The sequence below is a fragment of the Pandoraea cepalis genome, from assembly GCF_902459625.1.
Lineage (GTDB): Bacteria > Pseudomonadota > Gammaproteobacteria > Burkholderiales > Burkholderiaceae > Pandoraea > Pandoraea cepalis.
Genome location: NZ_CABPRY010000006.1, coordinates 180219 through 203711, shown reverse-complemented (window position 1 = coordinate 203711; position 23493 = coordinate 180219). Strand labels below are relative to the sequence as shown.

27 protein-coding genes are annotated in these 23493 nt (G+C 59.4%); 24 read left to right on the top strand and 3 right to left on the bottom strand.

Translation table 11 applies throughout. The features are described 5' to 3' along the window. The first annotated feature begins 84 nt into the window (after positions 1-84). From PCE31107_RS14785 to PCE31107_RS14775, 3 genes are all read left to right on the top strand, one after another. Complete coding sequence (locus PCE31107_RS14785) at positions 85-561, top strand: hypothetical protein (protein ID WP_150609433.1); 477 nt, start codon at positions 85-87, stop codon at positions 559-561. Between the two features lie 263 nt (positions 562-824). Next, positions 825-1646 carry a hypothetical protein gene (locus tag PCE31107_RS14780; protein WP_150609430.1) on the top strand — a complete coding sequence of 274 codons (822 nt, stop codon included), beginning with the start codon at positions 825-827 and terminating at the stop codon, positions 1644-1646. A 425-nt stretch (positions 1647-2071) separates the two neighbouring features. After that, complete coding sequence (locus tag PCE31107_RS14775) at positions 2072-3097, top strand: hypothetical protein (RefSeq protein ID WP_150609428.1); 1026 nt, start codon at positions 2072-2074, stop codon at positions 3095-3097. A 315-nt stretch (positions 3098-3412) separates the two neighbouring features. Here the strand turns inward: PCE31107_RS14775 and PCE31107_RS14770 are convergent, their stop codons facing one another. Both PCE31107_RS14770 and PCE31107_RS14765 read right to left on the bottom strand, forming a co-directional pair. Beyond that, complete coding sequence (locus PCE31107_RS14770; RefSeq protein WP_150609426.1) at positions 3413-4645, bottom strand: site-specific DNA-methyltransferase; 1233 nt, start codon at positions 4643-4645, stop codon at positions 3413-3415. Between the two features lie 79 nt (positions 4646-4724). Continuing rightward, positions 4725-6473, bottom strand: coding sequence for a DNA cytosine methyltransferase (locus PCE31107_RS14765; protein WP_150609424.1), 1749 nt, complete (start codon positions 6471-6473; stop codon positions 4725-4727). Between the two features lie 737 nt (positions 6474-7210). Here PCE31107_RS14765 and PCE31107_RS14760 point away from each other — a divergent pair. The 10 genes from PCE31107_RS14760 (at position 7211) to PCE31107_RS14715 (ending at position 15398) form a co-directional block, all read left to right on the top strand. After that, complete coding sequence (locus tag PCE31107_RS14760) at positions 7211-7666, top strand: hypothetical protein (RefSeq protein ID WP_150609422.1); 456 nt, start codon at positions 7211-7213, stop codon at positions 7664-7666. A gap of 283 nt (positions 7667-7949) precedes the next feature. Beyond that, on the top strand, positions 7950-8705 hold the full coding sequence (locus PCE31107_RS14755; RefSeq protein ID WP_150609420.1) for a hypothetical protein: 756 nt from the start codon (positions 7950-7952) through the stop codon (positions 8703-8705). Positions 8706-8855: 150 nt separating this feature from the next. After that, on the top strand, positions 8856-10124 hold the full coding sequence (locus tag PCE31107_RS14750) for a site-specific DNA-methyltransferase (RefSeq protein WP_150609418.1): 1269 nt from the start codon (positions 8856-8858) through the stop codon (positions 10122-10124). A 276-nt stretch (positions 10125-10400) separates the two neighbouring features. Further along, the gene (locus tag PCE31107_RS14745) at positions 10401-10931 is read left to right on the top strand and encodes a hypothetical protein (RefSeq protein WP_150609416.1); all 531 of its coding nucleotides are present in this window, start codon (positions 10401-10403) and stop codon (positions 10929-10931) included. A 134-nt stretch (positions 10932-11065) separates the two neighbouring features. Continuing rightward, positions 11066-11551 carry a hypothetical protein gene (locus tag PCE31107_RS14740; RefSeq protein WP_150609414.1) on the top strand — a complete coding sequence of 162 codons (486 nt, stop codon included), beginning with the start codon at positions 11066-11068 and terminating at the stop codon, positions 11549-11551. Positions 11552-11682: 131 nt separating this feature from the next. Continuing rightward, positions 11683-11988, top strand: a complete 306-nt coding sequence (locus PCE31107_RS14735; RefSeq protein ID WP_150609412.1) for a hypothetical protein — start codon at positions 11683-11685, stop codon at positions 11986-11988. A gap of 140 nt (positions 11989-12128) precedes the next feature. Further along, the gene (locus PCE31107_RS14730) at positions 12129-12407 is read left to right on the top strand and encodes a hypothetical protein (protein WP_150609410.1); all 279 of its coding nucleotides are present in this window, start codon (positions 12129-12131) and stop codon (positions 12405-12407) included. A gap of 152 nt (positions 12408-12559) precedes the next feature. After that, on the top strand, positions 12560-13447 hold the full coding sequence (locus PCE31107_RS14725; RefSeq protein WP_150609408.1) for a hypothetical protein: 888 nt from the start codon (positions 12560-12562) through the stop codon (positions 13445-13447). 334 nt (positions 13448-13781) lie between these two features. Continuing rightward, a complete protein-coding gene (locus PCE31107_RS14720) occupies positions 13782-14279 on the top strand; it encodes a hypothetical protein (RefSeq protein WP_150609406.1) in 498 nt (165 codons plus the stop codon). 138 nt (positions 14280-14417) lie between these two features. After that, on the top strand, positions 14418-15398 hold the full coding sequence (locus tag PCE31107_RS14715) for a hypothetical protein (RefSeq protein ID WP_150609404.1): 981 nt from the start codon (positions 14418-14420) through the stop codon (positions 15396-15398). Positions 15399-15686: 288 nt separating this feature from the next. On the opposite strand, the gene PCE31107_RS14710 is transcribed toward PCE31107_RS14715, so the two are convergent. Further along, positions 15687-16217: a hypothetical protein gene (locus PCE31107_RS14710; RefSeq protein ID WP_150609402.1), complete on the bottom strand. Its 531-nt coding sequence runs from the start codon at positions 16215-16217 to the stop codon at positions 15687-15689. 181 nt (positions 16218-16398) lie between these two features. Here PCE31107_RS14710 and parS point away from each other — a divergent pair, with 181 nt between their 5' ends. The 11 genes from parS to PCE31107_RS14655 all read left to right on the top strand — a co-directional run bounded on the left by parS (position 16399) and on the right by PCE31107_RS14655 (position 23207). Then, a complete protein-coding gene (parS, locus tag PCE31107_RS23695) occupies positions 16399-17034 on the top strand; it encodes a type II RES/Xre toxin-antitoxin system antitoxin (protein ID WP_150609400.1) in 636 nt (211 codons plus the stop codon). Next, positions 17031-17510, top strand: a complete 480-nt coding sequence (locus PCE31107_RS14700; RefSeq protein ID WP_150609398.1) for an RES family NAD+ phosphorylase — start codon at positions 17031-17033, stop codon at positions 17508-17510. Before parS ends, PCE31107_RS14700 begins: the two co-directional genes overlap by 4 nt. Positions 17511-17615: 105 nt before the next feature. Then, positions 17616-17939, top strand: coding sequence for a hypothetical protein (locus PCE31107_RS14695; protein WP_150609396.1), 324 nt, complete (start codon positions 17616-17618; stop codon positions 17937-17939). 49 nt (positions 17940-17988) lie between these two features. Beyond that, a complete protein-coding gene (locus PCE31107_RS14690; protein WP_150609394.1) occupies positions 17989-18534 on the top strand; it encodes a hypothetical protein in 546 nt (181 codons plus the stop codon). Between the two features lie 246 nt (positions 18535-18780). Beyond that, on the top strand, positions 18781-19152 hold the full coding sequence (locus tag PCE31107_RS14685) for a hypothetical protein (protein WP_150609392.1): 372 nt from the start codon (positions 18781-18783) through the stop codon (positions 19150-19152). Between the two features lie 309 nt (positions 19153-19461). Beyond that, positions 19462-20031 carry a hypothetical protein gene (locus PCE31107_RS14680; RefSeq protein WP_150609390.1) on the top strand — a complete coding sequence of 190 codons (570 nt, stop codon included), beginning with the start codon at positions 19462-19464 and terminating at the stop codon, positions 20029-20031. Positions 20032-20166: 135 nt separating this feature from the next. Beyond that, a complete protein-coding gene (locus tag PCE31107_RS14675; RefSeq protein WP_150609388.1) occupies positions 20167-20397 on the top strand; it encodes a hypothetical protein in 231 nt (76 codons plus the stop codon). Positions 20398-20544: 147 nt separating this feature from the next. Then, positions 20545-21240: a hypothetical protein gene (locus PCE31107_RS14670; protein ID WP_150609386.1), complete on the top strand. Its 696-nt coding sequence runs from the start codon at positions 20545-20547 to the stop codon at positions 21238-21240. Between the two features lie 148 nt (positions 21241-21388). Further along, a complete protein-coding gene (locus PCE31107_RS14665) occupies positions 21389-21886 on the top strand; it encodes a hypothetical protein (RefSeq protein WP_150609384.1) in 498 nt (165 codons plus the stop codon). 63 nt (positions 21887-21949) lie between these two features. Continuing rightward, positions 21950-22333 (top strand): hypothetical protein, encoded by a 384-nt coding sequence (locus PCE31107_RS14660; RefSeq protein ID WP_150609382.1) that lies wholly within the window; start codon positions 21950-21952, stop codon positions 22331-22333. 367 nt (positions 22334-22700) lie between these two features. Next, positions 22701-23207, top strand: coding sequence for an LURP-one-related/scramblase family protein (locus PCE31107_RS14655; protein WP_150609380.1), 507 nt, complete (start codon positions 22701-22703; stop codon positions 23205-23207). The last annotated feature ends 286 nt before the right edge of the window (positions 23208-23493 follow it).

Here is a 23493-nt window from a genome sequence, read left to right as displayed (position 1 = left end):
TTCCGTCGACGAGACCGAAAAGCGTCAAATAGCGTCAGCTTCTCTCCTTTTTCATCGCCCTGTTAGGGCCTCAAAGGGGAACTCATGAACCGCAATTCGAACGACTACGTCCAGGTTGCCGAGCGCCTTGCTGTCGTGAGCAGACACGGCGGATTGTGCGTCGTCACGTTGGATCAGGACGGTCACGATCGCACCTGCGACTATTGGTACTTGGTTAAGACGGACTGCTGCACCGCGCATACCGCCTTCAACAAGCGGGAACATTTGCTGAAGTGGCTCGATGGACTCGGACTAACGCTCGACGGCGAACTTCCGCCGCATGGAACTCGCGGTGTCGTGTGGGTCCGCGGAGAGTATCGCAAGGCGATGCATCTCTCCTACGCCCTGTTCGACCGACACCGAGCTAGAGGGGCTATCGGCCGGGCGCTGTCGAATGGGGATTACACCATGTCGATCATTACCCGAGATGAAGATGGCGTCCACACGATCCATGTGTTGAATCCAAATCTGACTTTGCGCACGGTGTACGACTATAAGGAAAGTCGCGCGATGGTGGGCTAGTTTTCAGGTCCAGAAGTCTAGCGTGCGGTCTGCCGCCCGGCAATCATGAAGCGAGTCCGACCGGCATCCCGACACGGGTGTCGGCCGGGTCTTGCCACAGTGCTGATAATGCACGTCGGCGATAACCTGCAACCTTAGGGATTCCCCCATTTTTCAACAGCCCAACGGGCATCAATGACCTGATGTTCAAGCAGTCACTGACTGCCTGAGCGCGAGTCGCTCTCGCTTTTTCAGTCGCCTCAGAGAGGCAAAAGGAGAGCACCATGAATGGGAAACGCTTCAAGACGAACATTGAATACTACGTTTGGCATGGCGAAGGAGAGTGTGACAATAAAACGCACGATCTTCGTGAAGCACTGCATATCCGTACCGATTTGATCGCGGACGGCCATAAGTCGGTCTATATCACCGACAACCATGACGACGAGGTCGACGATAACTACATCGCGCGCCTGTTCGTCAACGTGCGACTGGTCAGCGAGAAGGTCGGCAATTCGGAAGACGAGGGCGCGGCAGGCCTGTATAAGGTCAACTTCGGCCAGGCAGTCCAGAATGATCAGACACTGTGTCGCGAAGAACTTGCCGAGATCGCGCTCAAGGTCTTCCACGGCCATCAGGGTATCGAGGACCTATCGGATTTCGAGATCGAGGTAGTCGATGTGTTCGGCTGTGCGGTCGAACCCGGTATCGACTACGAGGGTTTCGGCGAAGATGACGGCGACGTCGAGAAGATCACCGAGCCACTGACCGAGCTGCACGAGTCGAAGGGCCCGGATAGCTTGCTCACGAAGCTCGGCAATCTCCGCTTTGCAAACCAAAGCCTCACGACCGCGCTGTCCGAAGTCGCCGCGTGCCTGGACGGACTGGGCCGAGCGATCACGTTCGATTCGGTCCACGGAAACGAAGTCGACTGGGTCACTCGTGCGCGTTACGTTGTAGAAGTGGCCCTCGGCCGCCGCGTGGCGTACCCGGATATCGACACGGTTGGGGAGTGGGTAGGCCTGCACTACCACCGCAACTTCGACGCTGAGCCGATCGAGAAGCGCGCGGAGTGGGTCGGGCGCTACATGGAATCCCATCAGTAACCTGAAGACGGCCCCGCCGTCATGAAACGCACCGTGTTTGCCGCGCCCCTTGGGGCCGGTGAACGCGGGTTTCTCCGCGGATTATCCGACTGTGCATTAGCGGACAAGCTGTCGTTGTTGCGTTCAGTGGCACCAAGAATCGCGGCCCGGTCCGCGCGATCGCGCTGCACGCCGCCACGGCCTGCGACAGGATGCTTCGGTCGGCACGGCGGCTTGTCTCCCGGCCGGCAGGGAACGAAGTTGGTCAAATGGCCATGCCTCGAAAGCTTTGGAGCTTCCGAGTCAGTTATTGCGAGCAACGTCTGGCTTCTTAATCGCCATCTAATGGCACGAGTTCGTTGACACCGATCAACAGCAATTTTCAAAGCCCGCGGGGACGCGCTCCCCGTTGGGGACGCCTCCCGCAATCAATTTGGAGAGGCAAAATGAATGCAGCGAAACTGTCGAAAGTTGAACACCGGGAATTCGAAATCCAGTTCGAAGACGTGGGATTCACGACCTCGGACCTTTCCGGTCGGGTACTCAGCGAATCCGAGGCGGCTGGCTTCACCGAAACCGCTACGAAGGAAAAAACTCTGCCGGCAGGAGTTGTGGCTATCGTCGGCGGTTACATCACTGATGATGATGGGCAAGGAGACAAGATCGGAAAGAAGGTATTCCTGTGCATAAAGCTGCGCGTATTGGCCGTCGACGAGGACGCAGCAGAGGCATTCACTCCACCGCGAGCATTGTTGGCCACGTTGGCAGACATGATGGTCAGGGACGGTGAAGGCAATATCGACCTGGATCTCGAAGGCAACTGGGAAGTCTCCGAAGGATCGGCCGAATTGGTGGGCTCGGTCCACGATGATGTCGACTCGAAGGAGCCGGAATCGGCGGCCGACAAGGCCTATCGCGTACACCTGTACGCCGTCGTCCGGGTGCCGGTCGAAGTGCCGAGTGCGTCGTCACAACTCAATGCCATAGAGAAAGCGGAAGCATCCGTGGATCTGTGCCGGGAATTCACGCGCGGTGAGTACGCGGATGAGGTTGTCGGAGCGCTGGTCGATGAAGTTGGAGATAGCGACGAATATCTCAACTCCAGAAACTACGTTCCTACGACGCAGTTCGATGCTGGGACGGAATGCTGGAAGGTGGAGTCGCAGCGGACCGAGGCGCAGCGCCATGCTGATTGCGACGGGGCGAAGCTCTTCTTTATCGAACTGCTGGCCTCCGTGGAAACGCTCGACGGGATTGCGGACGAGCATGGTATCAGAACGCTGACGGACCTGATGTACCTTCAGCAGGCAATCCTCAACGGTGAAGCCATTGAGGTCTGGCCCGGAGAAACCGCAGTTGCCAAGGTGCTTCAAACGCTGCCCTCGGCGGATCGTTGGCTGAAGTACACGGACCTTTCGGACGAATGGAAACAGCATTGCGAACGAGCGGATAATCCGTCGCCTCGCGTGTAACTATCAACCTGAAACCCTACCCGCCGTGCTCTTCGGAGCCGGCGGTTTTTTTATGGGGAAGCGAAGCGTCTATTGACCTCAATGGTCCTGAGTGAGACGCGTGACTAGCCCGACCTCGCGCGAAGCAACAGGTCATGCCTGAGGACGCCCATCTGACCGAGATAACCTATTACGTGTGCGAAGTAGCTAAGGCCGACGATTCATTCGGCGGCCACGCGAAACGGGTCTAGTTCAATTACAACCTCGTTCCGATCGATCTTCGGTCGTCGCGGGGATGTCGTCGCCCTGATGGGGGCGGACGCATCCTTTTCCGCTTCACGTGGTCAGCGGCAGGTGGATTTCGACGTCGTCATCAGTCGTGAAGCGTTCCGCACCGCCGCGCACATAATCGTAGACGAGCTCGGTCGACGCCCAGCGCCGCCCCTCGCTCTCGGCGGCGAGGCCCGTCGTCATCGACCCACCAAATGGATCCACGACCAGTTGCTCTGCTTCGGTCATGAAGCGGATCAGCTTACGCGCGAGCGCAAGCGGCATTGGTGCGCCGTGCGCCTCGAGGCCAAGCTCGCGGGCCCGCTTCTTGTACGCTCGCTGGCTAGCGCAGGTATTTGCCTCGTAGATCACGTTGCGCATGATCCGGCCTTCGGTCGGGTTGCTGTACGCCCCGAGCACCTGCCGGTGCGCGCCGTCGCTGCACACGCGCGCCTTCTTTACGCCACCCGCGGCAATGAACTTCTTGTGCTTCTCGGTATGCGGCTCTAGTACGCGGCGATTGTCGGCAATGCACTGGCGCGGATCGTTGCAGAACCAAAGCAGGTACTCGTAGCCCGTGTTCAGTTGCATTCGGTGTTTGCTCGCCCACTGGAAGGGGCCGGGCGCCTGGTTGCTCACCCATATCAGCTTGTCCATCAGGCGCAGACCAAGGCGATCGCACAGAGCGATGGTCAGGCGGTCCAGATACAGCGAGCGGGCGGGTGATCCCTCCTCGAAGATGTTCGGGGAGACGGACAAGACGATGTTGCCGCCAGGAACAAGGTTTTTCACGATCGGCTCGACATGCCGCGTGATGAAGTCGGTGTACTCGGCCTCGCTCGGGCCTCCGTACGCGCGGTGGCGGCGCAACGGGTAGGGCGGCGAAGTCAGACAAAGGAAGATCGGTTCGTTCCAGGACGAGAACACGCGGTGCGCATCGCCCCAGATCGCGATACCAAGCTTCGTGTCGAATGCGAGTACTGAAACGCCGGAGCGCGCCTTCCTGAGCTTCTGCTTGCCGGCTTCAGTTAGTTGCCAGACGCCGCGTGCGTCCTCTACACGCTCGAGCAAGCCTTGGGCCTTGAGCGACTGGCAGTGCCAGCGCACTTGGCGCTGCAGGAGGCTGCGCTGGGTCTTCTTCTCACCGACGGGGGATCGGGTGTTCATTTCCTGCATAGGGATTCCGGCGCGGCCGGCTGCGATTCGGTAAAGCTCCTGCATCGTGAGGCGGCCGCTCTCCGGCTGGGCGAAAGCGCCGCCCACGTGGTCGAACAGATCAAGCTGGCGGTCAGAGAACATGAGGCTGAGATTAGGAAAGTTGGATCACAGTTGCAGGATATGGGCAGGCGGCGCAGGTGCAAGCGCGCCGCCACTGCCGTCAGGCGACCAGCCGATCGCCACCGAGATGCGGCCCGCTGATCGTGCGACCACGGCCGACCGCCTTCGGATGGTCCGGCGGCACGACAAGGTGCGGCAGGTTCGCGCGAACGTAGGCAGCCGCCCAAAGCGGCGGGACGCTGTTGCCGCACATGTGGATCTGCTTGGTCAGACTGAACGGCCGGCCGTCGTGGCCTCGGTCGATAATGTAGTCGTGCGGGAAGCCCTGAGCAGTGAAAAGTTCGCGCGGCACAAGCATCCGGAGGTGTACGTCAACGATTGCGTACTGCACGCCACGGATATTCACGAGCACGCCGGAGATGTCGTCCTCGGCGCCCTCCGGGATAACTCCGTACCGGCGCAGAAATGCCGCCACGCGCTTCGCGCCTTCGAAGTCGTCCTGTGACAGGACGCACTCTACCAAGCCGTGGTGCTGGCCACCCGCGCTGATCGTGTGTAGCGGTGCTTCCACGCTGCGGGAATCGCAGTTGCCGCGCAGGTGCACGAGGTGGCACGTTACGAGCTGCTGCTGGCTGCCCTTCTGAGTGATGCTCGACATGGGCTCGCGCAGGTCGCGCCCGGGAACGCCGCGGACATCGTTGAACCCGCCGTTCATCTGGGCGAGGTACGCTACGCCCAGCGCGTGTTTCCCGCCACCGGCCACGATGGTGCCGAGAGGCTGCTTCAGATCGAGCACGCGAGGTGCTTGCCCTTTGCGCTCGCCGTAGCTGGTCTGTACGAGCACTGGCGCCGCGAAGGCGAATTCTCCGCGATGGGCGCTCGTTATTGTCGGCAGTGGGTGCGTGATCGGATGGACGCGGTCGCCTCCCTGGTGCGTTAGTGAGATGATGAACGGATTCGCCTCGCTCAGGACGTGTCGGCCGATGCCGACGGCGAGGCGGCGTTGCGTCGCGTCCGCCAGGGATTTCTTGCGGCCGAAAATACTCTTGCCCGGGATGGAGAAGTCGATCGCGTCGGCGGCCGGCTTGAACGGCAGTTTGTCATCGGTCGGGTCCTTGGCGTGGGTTGCTTCGGGCCAGACAATGGGCTCGCCGTCGCAACGCGCATACATCATCAGGCGTTCGCGGAAGGTGGCCACGCCTTGATTACAGGCGCGGTCGACGCGCCAGTCGACGACATAGCCCATGCCGCGCAGGATCGCCACGAAACGCTTCCACGTTTCGCCGAGGCGCTTCCGGTCGGGCACGAGGAACTGTGCCCGCAGCGGCACGTACTCGCCTTTGGATGCCACGGTTCCGTCCAGTTTCACAACGCGGCCGGTTTTCGGATCGCGCTTTGCGACCAACGGGCCCCACCTCAAAATGGGGCTGACATTTTCGAGAGAGATGCACTCCGGGCGCACCGTGCCAGCCCAGTAGATCGCCACCCATGAGAGGGCACGGATCTTTCGATCGCGCGGCTGGCCGCCCTTAGCTTGCGAGTGATCTCGGCAATCTGGTGACAAATGTAGTAACCCTACCGTTCGGCCATCCGCGACGTGGTAGGGGTTAACCTCGCGCACGTCTGCGATCAGATGATGCGTCTGTGGGTGGTTCGCCGCATGCATGCTGATCGCATCGGCGTTGTGGTTGAGCGCGAAGTCGGGATGGCGGTTGAGCGCGAGCTCGATACCTTCGGACATGCCCCCGCCACCAGCAAACAGGTCGACGATGATCTTTTCCTGAATGTCCAAGAGCATCTGGCGGCGGCGCGGTTGCGCCTGAATGTCGAATACGCTGTCTCGCTTCATCTGGTTCTCCATGCAGGTCTGTTCGCTAGTTTTCGGGGGCCGCGGGGCACGCCCGACCATGAAGCCAGTGTCCCTTGAGACCATGCGAATGCAACCTTGCTGGAGATATCCGCTGGAGTGTCTACCGGTGAACCCGTCCAGGATGGGCCAACGCCGCTGATTGCTCCTCCTGATCTGGGTTACCTGCCGCAGCCGCGTTGTCGTCGTCGGCGAGTCACGAGACTCTGGCGGTCGCAATTTCCACGGGCATGCCAACGACGCGGATGAGGGTGTTGCGAGCGATCTGAGTAAAGTCGAGCCGCCGGCCCTAAGCGTCAGGAGCGTCCCGCGCGGCCGAGCCTGCCCTGAACGAACCGTTCACCAGGCACACTCGCTTGGATCTCGCGTGTCTCATGCCTCCGCTGAGCACGACCAGAACGCGCCCATCGTGCGGAGGTGGATGAGGCTCCCACTTGCCCGAGAGATAGGATAATTCCTCCAGAGTACCCGCCGGCGAGGGAAGGCAAGCGGCAGCGTTGCCATCCCCGCTCTCGGCGGGCTAAAATGGTCGAAGCCGTTCAATCGGCATCAGACGTTCATTGGCCCCGCGCCACCTCAGCCTCCTGCACAGGAGCGCGCTCGATTCCCCGTCATCTCGTACGCTGCGATGAGTTCGGCTCATCCGAGCGTGGTCGCTCGATCCTTTTCAACCACCGCCAAGCGGTACAAAGGAAAGAGTCATGACTTGCAACACTCAAATGAAAACCGCCATGGGTTGCGGGAAAGCGCCCATCACCGCTGCGCAGCGTGCCCAACTGGCGCGCGATGCCCGTGACCTCTACGGCGCGGCGAAACGTAAGGGCTGCACGCTCGATGTATGGGATCACGCGCGAGAAGCTCCAGCTGCTCGAGAGCACTTCGAGCTCGGCTGTTGGTTGTATTACTTTGTTCGTCTGGATTACGCCAACAAGGCAACGCTCAATCTGCGGATTGACATCGTGCGTCGCCTGTTCGAGGCCGGGTTGCACTCGCCGGGATACATGTTCTACACCGTGTTCGATTTCGGGGAGCGTCAATTCGACGGAGTCTTCGAGCAGGGTGATGCGGAGCAGGTGATCGAAGGCTTACGCGCATTCCTATGCAACGACAAAGTTCGCAAGGGCTTCGAGTATTTCGGATGGTCACTCGAAGGCGCTCAAGTCGCGCTGTTCTGACTGAGTAACCATCAACCTGAAACCGCGCCCGCCCTGTCCCTCAGTGGGGCTGGCGGGCCTTCTCATGTCAAGCGACCGCGTTGCCAATCCCGTTTGTGGTGCGCTAGAATCGGCCCAGCCGTTCGATCGGCATCACGTTCCATTGGCCTAGCGCCGCCTCAGCATCCCGTCTGGGAGCGCCCGCAATCCCCCGGCATTTCGTACGCTGCGATGAGCTCCGCTCATCCGAGCGTTACCGCTCGCTACTTTGCAACTACCGCCAAGCGGTACAAAGGAAAGAGCCATGAACGGGAACATTCAAGTTAATGTGGGACTGACGGATCAGGAAGTTGTCGATGGTGCCGAGCGTATGGCTCGCGTGCTGCTGACATCGCTCGGTTTCAAGTTCTCCGGGGAGTTTGTCCGGACTAGCTCGAATCCTAGTGCGATTACCGCGTGGGGCGCCGTGACTGCGATGCTTGAGGAGTACAACGGCACGGACCTCATCAGCGCAGTCGCTTCCATCGAGTCCGACGAGTTGGCGTCGGCGCCAGTCGAGTCCCCGGTGATCGCATTCGAGCGAAAAGTGACCGAGACTCTGCAAGCAGCAGATGGGCTGAAGGTAGTTTTCAGTTCGATGCTTCAGGAGCGATCCAAACACAATGCCGTGTACCACGCCCATTCGGGCCAGCAGGCAACGATCGTCGGCGTCGGCATCAATCCCGAGCAGGAGCAGGCCTGGGATGAAGAATTCCTGCCGTTTCTGAAGGTGCGCTTCGAGGATGGCGTCGAGGTGGCCGCGTTTGGTGAAGAACTTTTCAGTCAGGATGAACGCTTCCTCGCCCTGCATACCGCCGTTACCGGCGGATATGCAGTGGCGCGTGATCTCCCGGGGGCGTTTGTCGGCCCGTACCATCTCGCAAGGGAAGGTAGTGAGGCAGACAAACGAGCTTACTTCGCCGCACTCAATGCCATGGAGTCGATCACGGAATGCGAACAAGCGCCGTGGACGCCGATGGAATTTCGTGTGAGCGGTAGTGCTCAGAGGACGTCCGTGTAATCACTCAACCGCAATATTGGCCCGCCGAGCTTCCCTCCGGGAGGCCGGCGCGGTCTCAAATCGGCCGTTCGGTTCGGTCAGGCATCGTGCCTCACCGAGCATTGTCGCTCGCTCGTTATCAATCACCGCTAAGCGGGAATGGAGAAGAGCATGAAACGCGACACTGAAACGAAGATATTGTCCAACTCACGGAAGACATTTACGCAAGAGCAATTTGTCCTGCCGCTGCTAGACTGCCTGGAAATCGAAGGAGGGCGTGCTCGCACGCGGGATCTGTGCGATGCCGTAGCGGTCAAGATGGGCATCGAAGAAGCGACCCGCGACGAGATGATCGAGATCGGTGGCCAGGAGTACAACCGATTCGATCGAACGGTGCGGTGGGCACAGCAACGTGCAAAGGCGCTGGGGCTAACCCTTCCCACAGGGAAAGCGACGTGGGAATTGACCGGCAAGGGCAAGGAAGCGTTGCACCGTGCGGCGCCGGGACTTGTGATCACGATTTTCACGACAGCGGATGGTGTTGCATTGTTCGGTCGCGCTGAAGAAGCCGTGGCGCATATTGACGACGGAAGTGTGCGTTTGCTGTTCACCTCTCCGCCGTACCCGCTGCTTCGGGAAAAACAATACTCGAACAAGGCGGCGAACGAGTACGTTGACTGGTTGCTTAGAATTGCCGAAACGTGGCCGAAGAAGATGACACGGGATGGTTCCGTGGTGATCAACCTCGGGGATGTGATGAATCGAGGCGAACCGACGGTCTCGCTGTATCAGGAGCGTTTGCTGGTACGCCTCGAGGACGAGCTCGGTTGGAAGCTGTGCCAACGCTACGCCTGGCACAACCCGTCGAAGCTTCCAGCTCCTGCGGAGTGGGTGACGGTTCGGCGGGTGCGCGTCAAGACATCACTCGAACAGTTGTACTGGCTTGCACCGAACGATATGCCCTTTGCGGACAATCGTCAGGTGCTTGTCCCGTACAGTGAGTCGATGAAATCGACGCTCGCGCGGGGTGGCGAAACCGGGGCCTTGCGTCCGAGCGGCCATCATCTTGCCGCAGGTGCGTTCTCCGTGGACAACGGCGGTGCGATAGCGTCGAATCTGCTGAGTCTGAGCAACAGTTCTTCCAACGATGCGTATCAACGACTGTGCCGCCAAAACGATCTGCCGATTCACCCAGCTCGTTTCCCAGCAGGTCTGCCCGAGCACTTCATCAAGATGTGTACCGAGCAAGGTGATACCGTCTTTGACCCGTTCAGTGGATCGTTCCAAACCGGTGCCGTAGCCGAGCGGCTAGGGCGGAAGTGGATTGGAACGGAGCTACACCTGGAGTATCTGGCGGGCGCAGCACTACGATTCCCTCATGCCACGATTCATCAACCGCAACTCTTGCACGATATGAAGCATTCGAGCGTTCTGCTATGAGCGACGTTATTTGGTAAATCTGGCCCTGACCGTCCTTTGGACGGCGGGGTCACGAACTCGGATGTGTCGGAACCCGGTTGCCACTCCCACTCCCCGTAGGCTAGAATGGGCTTAGCCGTTCAGTCGGCAGCAGATTTCATTGGCCTAGCGCCGCCCAGCCTCCCGCCCGGGAGCGCCCACAATCCCCTGGCATTTCGTACGCTGCGATGAGTCCCGCTCATCCGAGCGTCGCCGCTCGTTTCCTTTCAAACGCCCACTGGGCAATAGGAGCTGAGCATGAATCAGAAAGTCGTTTCGCAAGAACAGGAAGGAACTCGGTCGCCCGAGTCGGTGCTCATCATCGGCGCTAATCAGGACCGCAACACGATCCTTGCCGCACTTCGCGTCTATCAGGAGGCTGGGATGGGTGAACCGATCAATCGACCGGATGAAATCCACGACATCGCCTGTGGCACCTGTGCGGATCTTTCGAGGGAGGATATCTCGATGGACGAGGAGGGCATTGACGATCTCTGTGAGCGTGTCAACTTTGCGCCGTCTGAATATGGGCTCACGGACGTGAGTACGGAGGCTCTCTTCGCGGAGCTGCGGCGGCGAGGGGCGATGACGGGTCTGCACGGCGCTATCGGGGCACTCTACGATCAGCTGGAGCGGCAGGGCCAAATTCCGGGCGACTCCCGCCTGCTCAATTACCTGGCGTGTCGTCTGAGGCGCGAAGAGGCGCTGGTGTCCGGTTTGCCGGGAGCCAAGGACGCTGCGCAGGTCTGGCAACTGAAAATCGACGAGAACGATCAGGCTAAGAACTGATCCTTTGCAGCAACCTCGCCAGCCTCCCGGCCGACGAGACCCAACGCTGTCGGTTGGGTCATCCCTACGCGGGATGACCGAGCCCGCGGCGCTCTCTCTTTCAACCGCCACCACTGGCAGAAAAGGGAGAACCTATGAATCAGCAATTTCTATCGAGCATCCCGAAGTCGGCAGGTCTTTCACAAGCCGCCGCGACTTCGCTGGATATCGACATCCAACTGGTCGTCATCGACGAAACGCGTTACTACAGCGACGACATGCGGAAACTGGCTGGCAAGGTCTTTCAGGTCTACGCCTACGATGCCGACCGTGTCACGCACTGCTGCGAAATCACGCCGAGCTACGAGCTGCATCCGGTTGCGACCCAGGCACTGGACTGCCCGGAGTCGGACGCGGAGCGCGAGAAGATCGGCGAGATGGAGCGATCGGCGCCGCAGGATGTGATCTATATGCACTGCCGCGCCGTCGAAGTTATGTCGGACAAGTACCGTCGATCTCACCATGTGATCGAACGGGACCTGGACGAGACCTACGACAAGCAACTCGAGTCGGTTCTTGAGCACATCCGGTGCAATCCACCACTCGTCGCACCGGCGCGAGCCGGCTGCATCATCATCTAATCCTGAAGCAGGCGGGCGGCGCTTAGGTTGAGCGCTGCTCGCATCCCATCAAAAGGTACCTTTTCCGTCCATCGGACAGACAAGCGTCAGCAACTCCTTCACTAGCGCCAAATGGGCATAAAGGAGGTCTCATGAAACTGGAAAGCGACCGCGCACCGCGCGATCTCACGAACCCGGAAAAAGTCGAAGAGCTTTTGTCACGCTGGGGTGCCCTGCCAAAGTCGATGATTGTCATCGAGTATAGCGGCACGGGCGACCCGTTCTTCGGCGGCAGCGCGGACGATCGCACGCTCGGCATCGATGGCCTCATCCGCCTGCCGATGTCGAAGGTCGAAACCGCGGAGTTCGACACGATTCAGCAGGCACACGAAGCCGCGTTGAAGGTGACCAATCGACGCCCCAACACGATCCTGGGGGTCGCGCCTACCTGGAACTGAGCGAGCAACACAAAGCACGTCCCGAGAGGGGCTGGCGGCCGGTCCCACAATTGTGGGGCTTGGCAGGTCAAGCGACCCGCCAAGCCGACGAAACGACTTTCTCCATTTTTAGCGCCCTATGGGCAACTACGGAGAAAAACATGAATCGCAACAGCAACGCTGAAGTGCAACAACCGGCGGCCACATCGACGGACAAGGTCTCGGTGTCGATTCGGCGCAGCAATGGCCACATGTTCGTCGAGATCAGGTCTGACGGCCATGACATGTCGCTGAGAACGGACAACGGCACGGCTGCCGAACTGCGTGCGATCGCGACGGAAATGCAAGAAGATGCCAAGCGCCGTCTCAGCCGAGCGGCTTTCATCCTCGAGGGGGCGGACGCGTTGGATCGCGTTGCCCAGGCGCAGATGGCTGCCTAAGAAATTTCGAAATCATCAACCTCATCGTCTTCCGTCGGCGCCCATAAAGCGGCGCTGGCGGGGACGAACCTCCATCTCGGCCGGGCGAAACCACCTCGCCGAGATCACATCTCGACTCCTTATCAATGCCCATCGAGGAAAAGGAGCTTTTCATGAAGCACAACGCTCAACAGAAACCGATCGCGACTATGGATGTCCCGTCGCTTAGCCTATTTGTCATCTCAGGAGCAGTTTTTGGCGACGACAGTGACACGGTTCATGTGATCGCGGCAGAGGCGGTCGAAGTCGCCATCGACGCATTCAAGCGTCGCCTATTGGATGGCGTGTTCGGCGCGGATTCGGAGGATCTGAATAATCCGAACAATCCGGAACTGATCATCGTCAACACCGAGCAGATCGGGTCGCTCATCGGAACGAACGTCCTGATCCTTGAACGGGAATATCGGCCGGCATTGCCCGCGGCTGCGAATTCGCGGCTCGCGGCGGAGCAGGTCGAGGCATTGCAACTGATAAACGTTGCGCTGTCGGTTGCCACCAACTCAGGCCTGTTCGACGAGTTGCTGGCGCATTGCAAGAGCCCGGACAGCATCAACGACCTGTGCGACGCGGTGGCGGAATTGGCGACTGGAGGCTTGGTGGCCAGTCCGCCAGAATTCAGCGTAGCTCCCGCTAAGTGCAGCGCGAGCAGTACCTGTACGGCAATCGATCCGCGAATTGGCAAGCTGAACAGCGGGCAGTTCTACGCCTGCACCAATGGTTACGACAAGCCTGAATTCGTCGGAACTTTGGAAGAAGTCGAGGCGGCGCTGGGGCTTCCTGTCCGTGTGCCGAAGAAGGCAGACACCGCACCGCTCAAGATGTGGAATGTTGTCGTTCGGTTCCAATACCCATCATGGGATGAAGTGGACGGGCTGCTATATGAAGGCATCTGCGCGGCAAGTAAAGCAGACGCAAACAAGATCGTGCGCCGTCGCGCCTCCGACGACGGACACACGATCGGCCGTCGTACATGGCTGACGGCTACGGAGGCGAGCGAATGAAGATTCGCATATGTCGAATAAGTCGGCGACACGTAGTCCAGATTAATTCCTGGCTGCATTGAAGCAGAAGCCGTCGCGCCCTATGGGCCGGCGGCTTTTTTCGTAGGAGAAACCGTTCATCTGGCCATGCCGTTGCTGGCACAATGGCCGTCCTCGCAAGAAAAGGGCCTTTGAGATCAGTCCATCTGTGCTAGAGTAATTGCCAGCCGTTAAGTCGGCATCCAAGCGGCCAGCGCCGCCCATCAAAATCCCTCCAATAGCTTTCTCATCGCCTGATTAGAAAGCGCCGGTTTTTCTCCTTCGAACTCGCCCCTTCGGGCACCAGGAGAAAATCATGAATCGCAATACCCCAGCAGTGGTGTCGTCGACGCCGCGGTACCGTACTCGCGCATGGGAACGTGTCCGTGTCGCGCATCGCCGTGTTTCGCCCGCATTTGCCCGCATCCTGCGAGAAGGCGCCCGCCCTAACCAAATCGCCTACCAGAGCCTCATGGCTCAGTATGGCGGCGAGCCCGTCGGGATCGAGTGCCGCAATTCGAATCGGGAGGCCTGGGCCTTTGTTCTGCCAGAAGCGTCTGGCGACCAGCCGTGGCGGATCCAGCAGTTCGATCAAGATTCGTTCATCGGACACATGTGCTTTGACACCATCGAAGAGGCCGTCGAAGAGATGCTGCGGATGGGCTACCGGCGAGTCGATGTTGGTGCCCTAGATCGCGTCGCCGCAACGGACCGATGGGCGCTCGGCGTTCGCCGCTCGGCCATCATGCAACGTCACCAGGAAGGTCTGATTTCGTACCGCCAGATGGCGGAGGAGCTTTCCTCCACGGTCTAAGTAACGAAGCCAGCCATGCCGCCGCGCCTTCGGGCCGGTGGCGCTAAACCGGGTATCCGGTTCGGCCAGGTCGCTTGCCTCGCCGAGCCTACGGCTCACTCACTTTCAACCGCCCTGAAGGGCAGAATGGAGAGTGCCATGAACAGCAAAATTGAAGAGCAGTACATCAAGATCGCGGCCAATTCGATTGGGGTATTGCGCAAGGTCGACGTGTTTCGCGTTCTCGATTCGGTTCGCGCAGACAACATCGACGGCATGACGCGTACCGATCTCGCGTCGTTTATCGTGAAGCAGCGTCCGGATCTCGTGGACGAGGTGGAGGAGGTCATGCAACAGGAGTTCCCCGGCGACCATTGGAGCATTGATGGTCTGGCGGCCCATACACTTCCAAGCCAGCAGGTCGTGCTCGTCGTGGACTACGTTAATCCGGAAATGGACGCGAAAGACCTGTCGAATCTGGCAACGTGGGCGCAAGGCTGTCTAGGCCGGTCGTTCCATGTCAAGGTCACTGCGCACGCCAGTGCGGAACCGCCGCAGTGCATTGATAATGTTCGCAAGGAGCTCGCGTCGTTGGTCGAGATGCATGCCAATGGTGAGAACGCTGTTTTCCGTCCCGAGCTTTCCGGATACGCAGGGCAAGCGGCAGCGAAGGTATTACTCGAAAACTGGGGGCAAGCCTTGTTGGAGGACCCCAGCGGCGAGAAGGTGGGTAACTTGGTGGGCGACGTGGATGACACGATCGCCGCGCTCAAGGTATTCCGCGATCGCGCTACGAGCATTCTGCCTGAGCGGTTTTGTACCGATCCTTCGTGGAAAGCGCCCGAGCCGGCAGTGACGATCGAATCCGGTTGCGACGAAGAATCGCAACTGAGTTCGTTTCAGAATGGCACGCTACAGCGCTTCGGTAAGCGCTTGGCTGTCACCGTGCAGGCCAATGTACTGGTTCCGCACGAACTGGCCGACTGCTCGGAGCACGAAGCGGAAGCATATCTGCGCGACACGCTGGAGGCTGCATCTGCCGCTGCGAGCGGTAGTCTGAAGTTCTGCGTGCAAATTGGCCCGAACGAGGAGTTCGCGGGCGAGTTGTCTCGACGCGACTCCCACTCGCACAGCATTTAACCATCAACCTGTAACCCCGGCCCGCCGCGTCTCCCATGTGGAGACTGGCGGGCTTCCTTTTTTGTGCAAAAGATTTGCGTGTCCCGCACACCACTCCAAGGGTTCCCCGGGCAGCTTGACACGTTTCGTCGAAGGATTTTTGTCCGTTCGTCTGCTGGCTTTGTGCCGATGGAAGGAGAGACGACGACCTGAATGCTTGGTAGCCTGAATGGGCCGCCCGGTGGTTCTGCTGAACGGAGCGGCCGCACCCCAAGATGGTCTATGCGGCGTGGCTACTGCGCCGACACTTCAATCACGCCGAAATGCCAGGTAGGTAGCACAGACGTAGGCCACGGTCACAAAGAAGGCTGCAGAGAATGCCACCATGACGACCGACAGACTCAGAAAAAGCCAGGAAGGTGCAAGGTATTTGATGCTCGCGAAAATACCCACAGGGACGCCGATGGCCAGCAGCGGGTGCCATGACTCGGTGGCGTTGCCATAAAAATCGACAACGGTGAGGACCAGCAAACTGATTCTTCGAAAAAAGGTGTCCATCGTTTCCGTCCTTGTTGATCGCTTGTTGTTCGGCCGATTCAAGCAGAAATGTGAATACAGCGCAAGGTTTGCTGGATCTGCCGCCGAGAAGGCGCGCGTCTCGCCGACCGTCTCCGCACTCGCGTCGCTCGAATCCCACGATTTGGCGCCGGCCGGGGCGCGCGCCTTGGGCATCATGCCGAAGCCGGCTAGTACCGCCTCGCGTGCGCTGGCTGCGTCAAGCCGAACAATTGGCACGAGATAGTCAGGCAACGAGTCGGCAATGAGGTTGGTGCTGGACAAGGTTAGTTATGTCGGGGTATCCGGTTTTGGCTTGATGGACATCATGAACGGCCGATGTTCGGGTACGGGTTTGGTCCGAAATGATGCCAGACGGAGCAGCGTCCGGAACGAGGGCTGTTCACGCAGTTTTCATGATATTTTGTCCATATGGCATATAATTAAATCCCAAATGGAGATCACCATGAACACGACACACACGGAAAAGCGCAGCCCAGTGAAGAAGGTGGCCTCCGCCACCAAGCGCGTGACCACAGTGGCCGGCAAAACGGCCAAGGCCGCCGCCCCTAAGGCCGCCGCTCCTAAGCCCGCCACCGCCGCTTCCCGGAGTTATGACGTGCTCTTAGGTGGCGAAATTCCGGTTACTGGGGTTGTAGTCATCGCTTCTGGCACGAGTCATTTCTATGACGTCTTCAGGGCTGCGGCGCCCGAACGCATCGATCTGATTAAGCGTGGCGTCGCGGCGAAAGAAGTACCACGCATGGCCGAACGTATGGACACGACCCATGATCGCTTGATGCAATTGCTCGGCTTCCCACGCACAACGGTGGCCAGGAAAATCAGGCTGAAGCAAGACCTTGCACAAGATCAGGCGGAGCGCTTCGTCGGCCTGTCAGCGCTCGTCGGCCAAGTCGAGGCGATGGTCACCGAGTCGGGCAACCCAGAGGGGTTCGACGCCGCCCAGTGGGTGGCGCGGTGGCTAGAGCAGCCCAATCCGGCGCTCGGCAACCGTCGCCCAGCAGAGTACATGGATACCGTGGCCGGCCAGGAGTTGGTGTCGGCATTGATTGCGCGGATGCAAAGCGGGGCCTACGCATGACGGTCTCGATTTGGCGCATCGCAACGGATACTCGGGAGTATACGGCCGACGATCTCTCTGGTGCCGGGGCGAAGAAGACGGGCGGGCGCTGGAACCGCCAGGACACACCGATGTTGTACTGCGCCTCTAACATCGCGCTCGCATGCCTTGAAACCATAGTTCATATCGCTGTCGGTCCGCTGCCGCTGAATCGTTACTTGGTGAGGCTCGACGTGCCCGATGATGTATGGGAGGCGGCGCAGACCTTGACGCCTACGGCGGCACCGGTTGGATGGGACGCACTGCCTGAGGGCAAGGTTAGCCTCGACTACGGGACGCAATGGGCCACTTCAAAAAGCACCGCGCTGCTGTGCGTGCCGTCCACGGTCGTGCCCGAAGAATGGAACGTTCTCGTGAATCCCGAACATGCGGATGCTGCGAGAATTACGGCCACGAAGCTGCGCAAGTGGGTCTATGACGCACGCATTTGGGCATGACCGAGCCGAAATCGCAGCAAGCGTTTCTGCGCGCAGCGCATCAGCGTACCCGATAAGACGCTGGATAAGTGGATGCAGCCGAGCGGCAATAGTGGCTTTCGTAGCATGCCGGAAGTTGCTTTGGCTGACGTTCGAAAAATTATGATTTGGGATGCTAATAGATTGATATGCCAGCATTGGGTGTGTACGATTGTTCTTCCGTACGATTTGTGGCGTGCCGGGAATTCGCTGAGTATGTTTTGGGAATTGAAGTCTGATATGGATGCGCGCAAAGGCGGCGAAACGCAAAAGGCCATGGAAAAGGCTCAACAATGGATCTGGCGGCTCCCTAGGGAGGGTACTACGAGGGGCGGCCTTGGGGAGGCCGCTGGCGGCATCGCCAAAGCCATCCCTGGCTACTTTGGTCTCAGGAAAGCACGCGGCGCGTGAACGCCTTTCACACCGGCCGGACGCCGGTATCTCAGAGAGGAACAAAAGAATGAAGAAAATCGTGATTGCTGGAGCCATCTTGATCAGCTCAGCTGGTGCTTGTTACGCGGGCGACGGTGCTGTGACAAACGCTGCCGTTGGGTCTCCCCAAAGCGAGTTGATCGTCTACAAATTGAAATGGACGAAGCAAGATGCAGGGCGCGAAAAGACCGTCGCTGAAATGACGCTGTCCGGTAGGGTTGGAGACCAGATTGTGCATTCGTCTGGCGACGAACGTCCCTATCTGCGTAGTTGCACGGTCAATGGCAACGGTGCCGCAGTTCCCAAGATGGACAGCCTAAAGCTTGGAACATTCGTCTCGGTGACAACTCGGCAGGTCGATGGCAACGCAATTTCTGCGGACGTCCGGATTAGTGAGAGCGACCTGACGGCGATGCACCGTTCGAATACGCCTGGCGGGTGTAACGTGGAACTACCCGATGTCGCCACATGGAACGACGAACGGGTCATGCCGCTTCGGGACGGCGAGGAAGCGGTGGTGGCTGAGAGCGCTGGATTGAAAGTCACCATTGTGGCGCGCCGCATAGCGGGATAACTCCACACACCGAGGAAGAAAGCCACTTAGCCCGGTCGGCGCTCCGCGCTGGTCGGTCGCTGGAGATGGAGCCAACCTATTTTAAAGCTGATCTGGGTTTTCATCACGCGCAACACATTCATTGCGATCCCGATCGGGATCATCTATAGCATTGCCGTGGCGCTCAATTTGATTGACTGCGACACTCGCGTAAAGGTGGCAGTCAATCCAAGCAGCGTGCAGTGCGAACAGTAGGGGGACCAGGCGATGTTTGATTGGCTATTCCATTCCCGTAAGCGACGACGGGAGATCGCCCACAATTGCGCCGTTGCTGAAAGCGCATCGATCAGCCCCGTTTGCAGCGAAGGAAGCCCTTCAACGTTCCTGATTGTGGTCAGGGAGGAACTGAAGTCGAATGAAATAGCGTGGTTCGTGAGAACCATTGATCGACGCATCAACGCGATGTGCGCCGAAGATATGGAGCGTTATGAGCGCCAGCGGTTGGGCATCGCATTCCCAACTAAACCGTTACTTCAAGATGCGAAGCGCGTGGTCATGTGCGATCACGGAACGGCATTGCGTAATTCACACGTATTCGTTATGCAGTGGACCCCAACGGTCCATTACAACCTCGGGTGACCCGTGGCTTTCGGGGGAACTAATCGCGCAGAGAATTACCGCTCATAGCGGTGCCGGCGTCCCTCCAGGAACTCATCGAAAGAACGCATGGCGCTCTTCCAGAGCGGAAGCAGGAAAAGAGACTTTTCAAACGCGATAGGGGGGATGCCCGGCAGGCTAAACCCGTGATATAGTGAACTCCGCCGTTAAATCGGCATCTATCCGCAATCGGGGCTCCCGGCCCTTGTCCCTCTCCGCCGAGTTTATCGCTCCGCAGAGCCAAACGCTCCCCTCTTTTGAAGCGCCGATACCGGCAGAAAGGAGCGAATCATGAATCAGCAACTCACCGCGGAAACCCGGGCAGCTAGCTTTTCCGCACTTGAAGCTTGGGCTAGCGCCGCGCTCGCGAAACTCGAGCAAGATCCTGCCGAAGCATTCGAGCACGATGTCGGCTACGTCGTCTCGGTCGACGCGTATCACGCAGCCATCAAATCGATCCTGACCGGCTCGCTGAACCGCAGCTACGCGGACCCATTCCACTCAGAAGTCCTCAAGCCGCTTCGGTGGGGCAAATGGGAACTGACGTTGCGCGTCGATTCCGGCCGTCGTCCCGAGTACGGCTATTTCGGACTAAGCGACGCGGGTCGGCCGAAATGCCTTCGCGTCCAGGGCTTCGGCCTAGGCGGACGCATCGATCATGCCATCGAGTGGGATACCGTCGACAAACTCATGGCTGACCTGCTCCGTAGTGTGGCTGTTACCTTCGAACAGGCCTGGTTCCTGTTCGGGATCGGATGGGCGCCGGCAGGGCTCTCACGCTGCAAGGTGACCGTCACGACTCTGAAGCCCGCCGCTGACAACTTGCACGGGCATGAACCCGCAACCGCGTCGCTAATGTAACGAGCGCCGCCAGCACCGAGCGATGCCCCGATTGAGGTGTCGCTCGGCTGCTTGCTATTTGTTCGGCCAGTCGACGACTCGCCGAGCTCGCGCTCGATGCTTTATCAAAGCCTCGCGGAGGCACAAAGGAAAATCATGAACGTGGAACTGACTGCCAAGAAGTGGGCCGCTGCTGGCCAGATCATCGCTGCTAGCGCGATTGAGCATATGGCTGAGGCCGAGGGGATCACGGTCGAGCAAGTTCGGCTGCTGATCTCAAGTCAACATGAGGGTGCTCTGCGACGATTTAAGCAGTTGATCACGCTGGGCATCAATGAAGCCTTCCGTCTGCACGACGCGGGAAACATCTGCATGCTCGCGGAGTAACCACCCGGCAACCATCAGTGCAATCCCTTCCAGTCCATGCGTTTCGGCATGCGACTGGTGCGGGATGCCACGCTCACCCGAGTCCGCTCCGGTGAGCCGAGGCTCTTCTCCTCACTACGGCCCATCTGGGCATCCAAGGAGATAGACATGACGAGCAACATCAAGCGGGAAGTGCGTCCGAAGGGCGAGAACGGGTTCGGCGTTTTCCTGGTCCGGGTTGGCGATGACGTCGCGATCGACTGCGTCGCCGAATACAGCGGTCCGCTCGCGTACGAGTTGGCTTGCCGCCAAGCTGCGCTAGGCGAAGCGCCGTGGATCAGCAATGTTCCGGGCGATCTGCCGCAGGCGCAATCGAACCTGACAAAGCCCCCATTCCTAACCACGGAGCGCGGCCAAGTACGGATCCATGACGGCGTCACGGCCGCTCCGCTTGCGGAGACGTGGACGGGAGTTTGCTGTGATTCCAGCGTGAAAAGCTTCTGGTACATCGGCCGCGAGCAGAACGAGCAATCGTTCAACAAGCTCGAGGCGCGAGACTACCTCGAAGCGGTTCAGGAGGCGCGGGATCTGGTGTCGGCGAGGCAATCTGTGAGCCGCTATCCCGGGTCGCAGTCTCTGATCCGAGCGTACTCGCAACAATACCCGAGCGCCGACGATGCTCGAGATGCGCTGGCCAAGACCAGCGCACTCGCGGGTTTCGTGTTCGGCTATGTCGATGAGACCAGCTGGCGCACGGTGACGTTCCATGTCGATCGCTTTCCGGCTCAAACCGATCCGGAGAGTTGCTGCATTACACCCGTGTTCAGCTACTCGCGTGAGACCGCGCCGGCAATCTCTACCTAATCAATCAACCTTGAAACTTCGCCCGCCGCGCCGTCCCTTGAAGCGGCTAGCGGGCGCCGAACCTACCAACGGTTCGGCCAGGCGATACGCCTCGCCGAGCTGATGCTCTCTCTTTTTCAACAGCCCCACCGGGCAAGAGGAGAGAACCATGAATAGCAACAATGGCAGCACGGCACAGTGGATGGATTGCCGAGTCGTGTTCAGTGCCACGAAAGACGGACGCCGCGCGGACAACATCGAGATCACTGGCAGCATGGCGTGCTTCGACCGCAAGAAGGATCTCAGCGAGCAAGCCGGTGCCGCGGTCGCAGACTGGCTAAGCCGGAAGGAGCGGATCCACGGGCATTCGTACCACGATGCCGAGATTACGTACCTCGAGGTGCAAACCCCGGACGGTCGGTATCTCAATGCAACGAGGCACGGCTGGGGCGTGCTCGACGACTCGCTTCGCCGCAGGGCTATCGAGCAGTCAGGCTACAGCATCCGCAACGGCGGGTTGATGCACAGTTGGTACGCGCTACTACCCGGCGAGACCGAGATCAATCAAGACGAGGACAACCACAACTACATCGGCTTCTTCTCTTCGGAGGAGGAGTTGATCGAGGAAGTCTACGAGCGCGTCGTTGGTGAGACGGCTGCGGTCTGATCGGTCAACCCGCGCGGGTTGCGCGCAGAACGCTGCCTGGCCCGCGCATGAAAGGAGTTCATCATGATTTTGGAAGCACACGACGTGTTGGAGATCATCGGTGGCGGCATCACGATTGTTACGGCCGTGCTCAGTTTTATTCTGCGTTACCACACGGCTGTGGTGAAACGCTACAGGCGAGACAAGGACATTGCCTGTGGTGACATCGCTTTCCTGTTGGCGATCGAGGCGGAGTACATCGTATTGCTTCGAGAAAGGGATGTGGCGATGGAACCAGGTATCAAGGTCGCGATGCGAAACCGGGTACGGGCAAATGGTCTCGAGTTTTCCGGGAAATTCACACCTGGTCGCGTTGCCGCTTCGCGGGCGTCGCACGGACTCAAACCTGCCTTCTACCGCGTTAAAGCCAACCTTGACGCAATGGGCGATCGCTCGGAACCGGCCTGATCTGAGCGCCGCCGTCGCGTTAGCCTGACGGGAAACTATGACTTGAATTGCATCCGCCGTCTTTCTCTCCGGAGAGGATGGCGGGCGCCGAGCCATCCCGGTTCGGCCAGGCGTAACGCCTCGCCGAGCTTCAGCTCACCACTTTTCAACCACCTGATACAAAAACATGGGAGATGAGCACGGACGGCACCGCTCATTCACAATTGACGAAGCGCACGAAATACATCGTCATGTACGAGCACGCGCTGGGGTACCTCGTCGTGCACGAGGAGAAGGCCGAACGACTGGAGCGGGCAATTCCACGGGCGAATCCGGATAGCCAGAATAAGACGCATGCCCGATCAAAACCAACGATACGAGGTAGAGGATGCCCAGAATTCTGTGCGTTGCCAACAAGCTGCTGTCCATTCGCGACGCCATCGACATAACCGATGGTGAAGGGAATCCGGCATATCGCGGAAAAGGGCAGTTGGTTTTCTTACTTTCGTCGAAGTGGCAAATCTATTGCGGAGACAGCCACGTCGGCAGTATTCGGCGCCGGATCCTTGCGTGGGCGCCCACGTGGGATATCTCAGGAGAACTCGGGACGTTCGCGATCAAGCGAAAGCGCTTCGCATTGACGCGCAAGTATTATGCGGTCGGCGGCCCCGCGCACGGCGCCACCGTGACCGGCAACTTGTGGGACCGAAAATTCCGTGTCGCCCGCGAGGGGGAGACGCTGGCGAAGGCCACGGGACGCGTGCTGGCGATGCGTGATCGACACATCGTCGAGGTGCTCGGCCAGCCCGAACTCTTCGTGGTATTCGCAATGTTGGTCCTACAGATGGACCGCCGCGACGAACGACGCAAGAAGCAAATGAGGCGAGAGAGATAGCCCGCGACCAACGACGACGAGGATATGGCAAGGAGTGAATCTGTGCCGCCGGTGATCCACAACCCCTCATAGGGGTATCAACGAGCGGCTCCAGATGATCGCCGCACTGCAGTTGTTCAAGGCGTGCAGTCGGCATCTTTACTCAAGGTCGTCCCCGGTCTCATCCAAGATCTGCGGGGCTATGCCCCGGAGCAGGCCCGCAGACGGAGCATCCGCGGTGTGGACGTGCTGGGTCCATGTGGTATAGTTGGCTCAGCCGTTCGATCGGCATGTCTCTCTGGCGCCT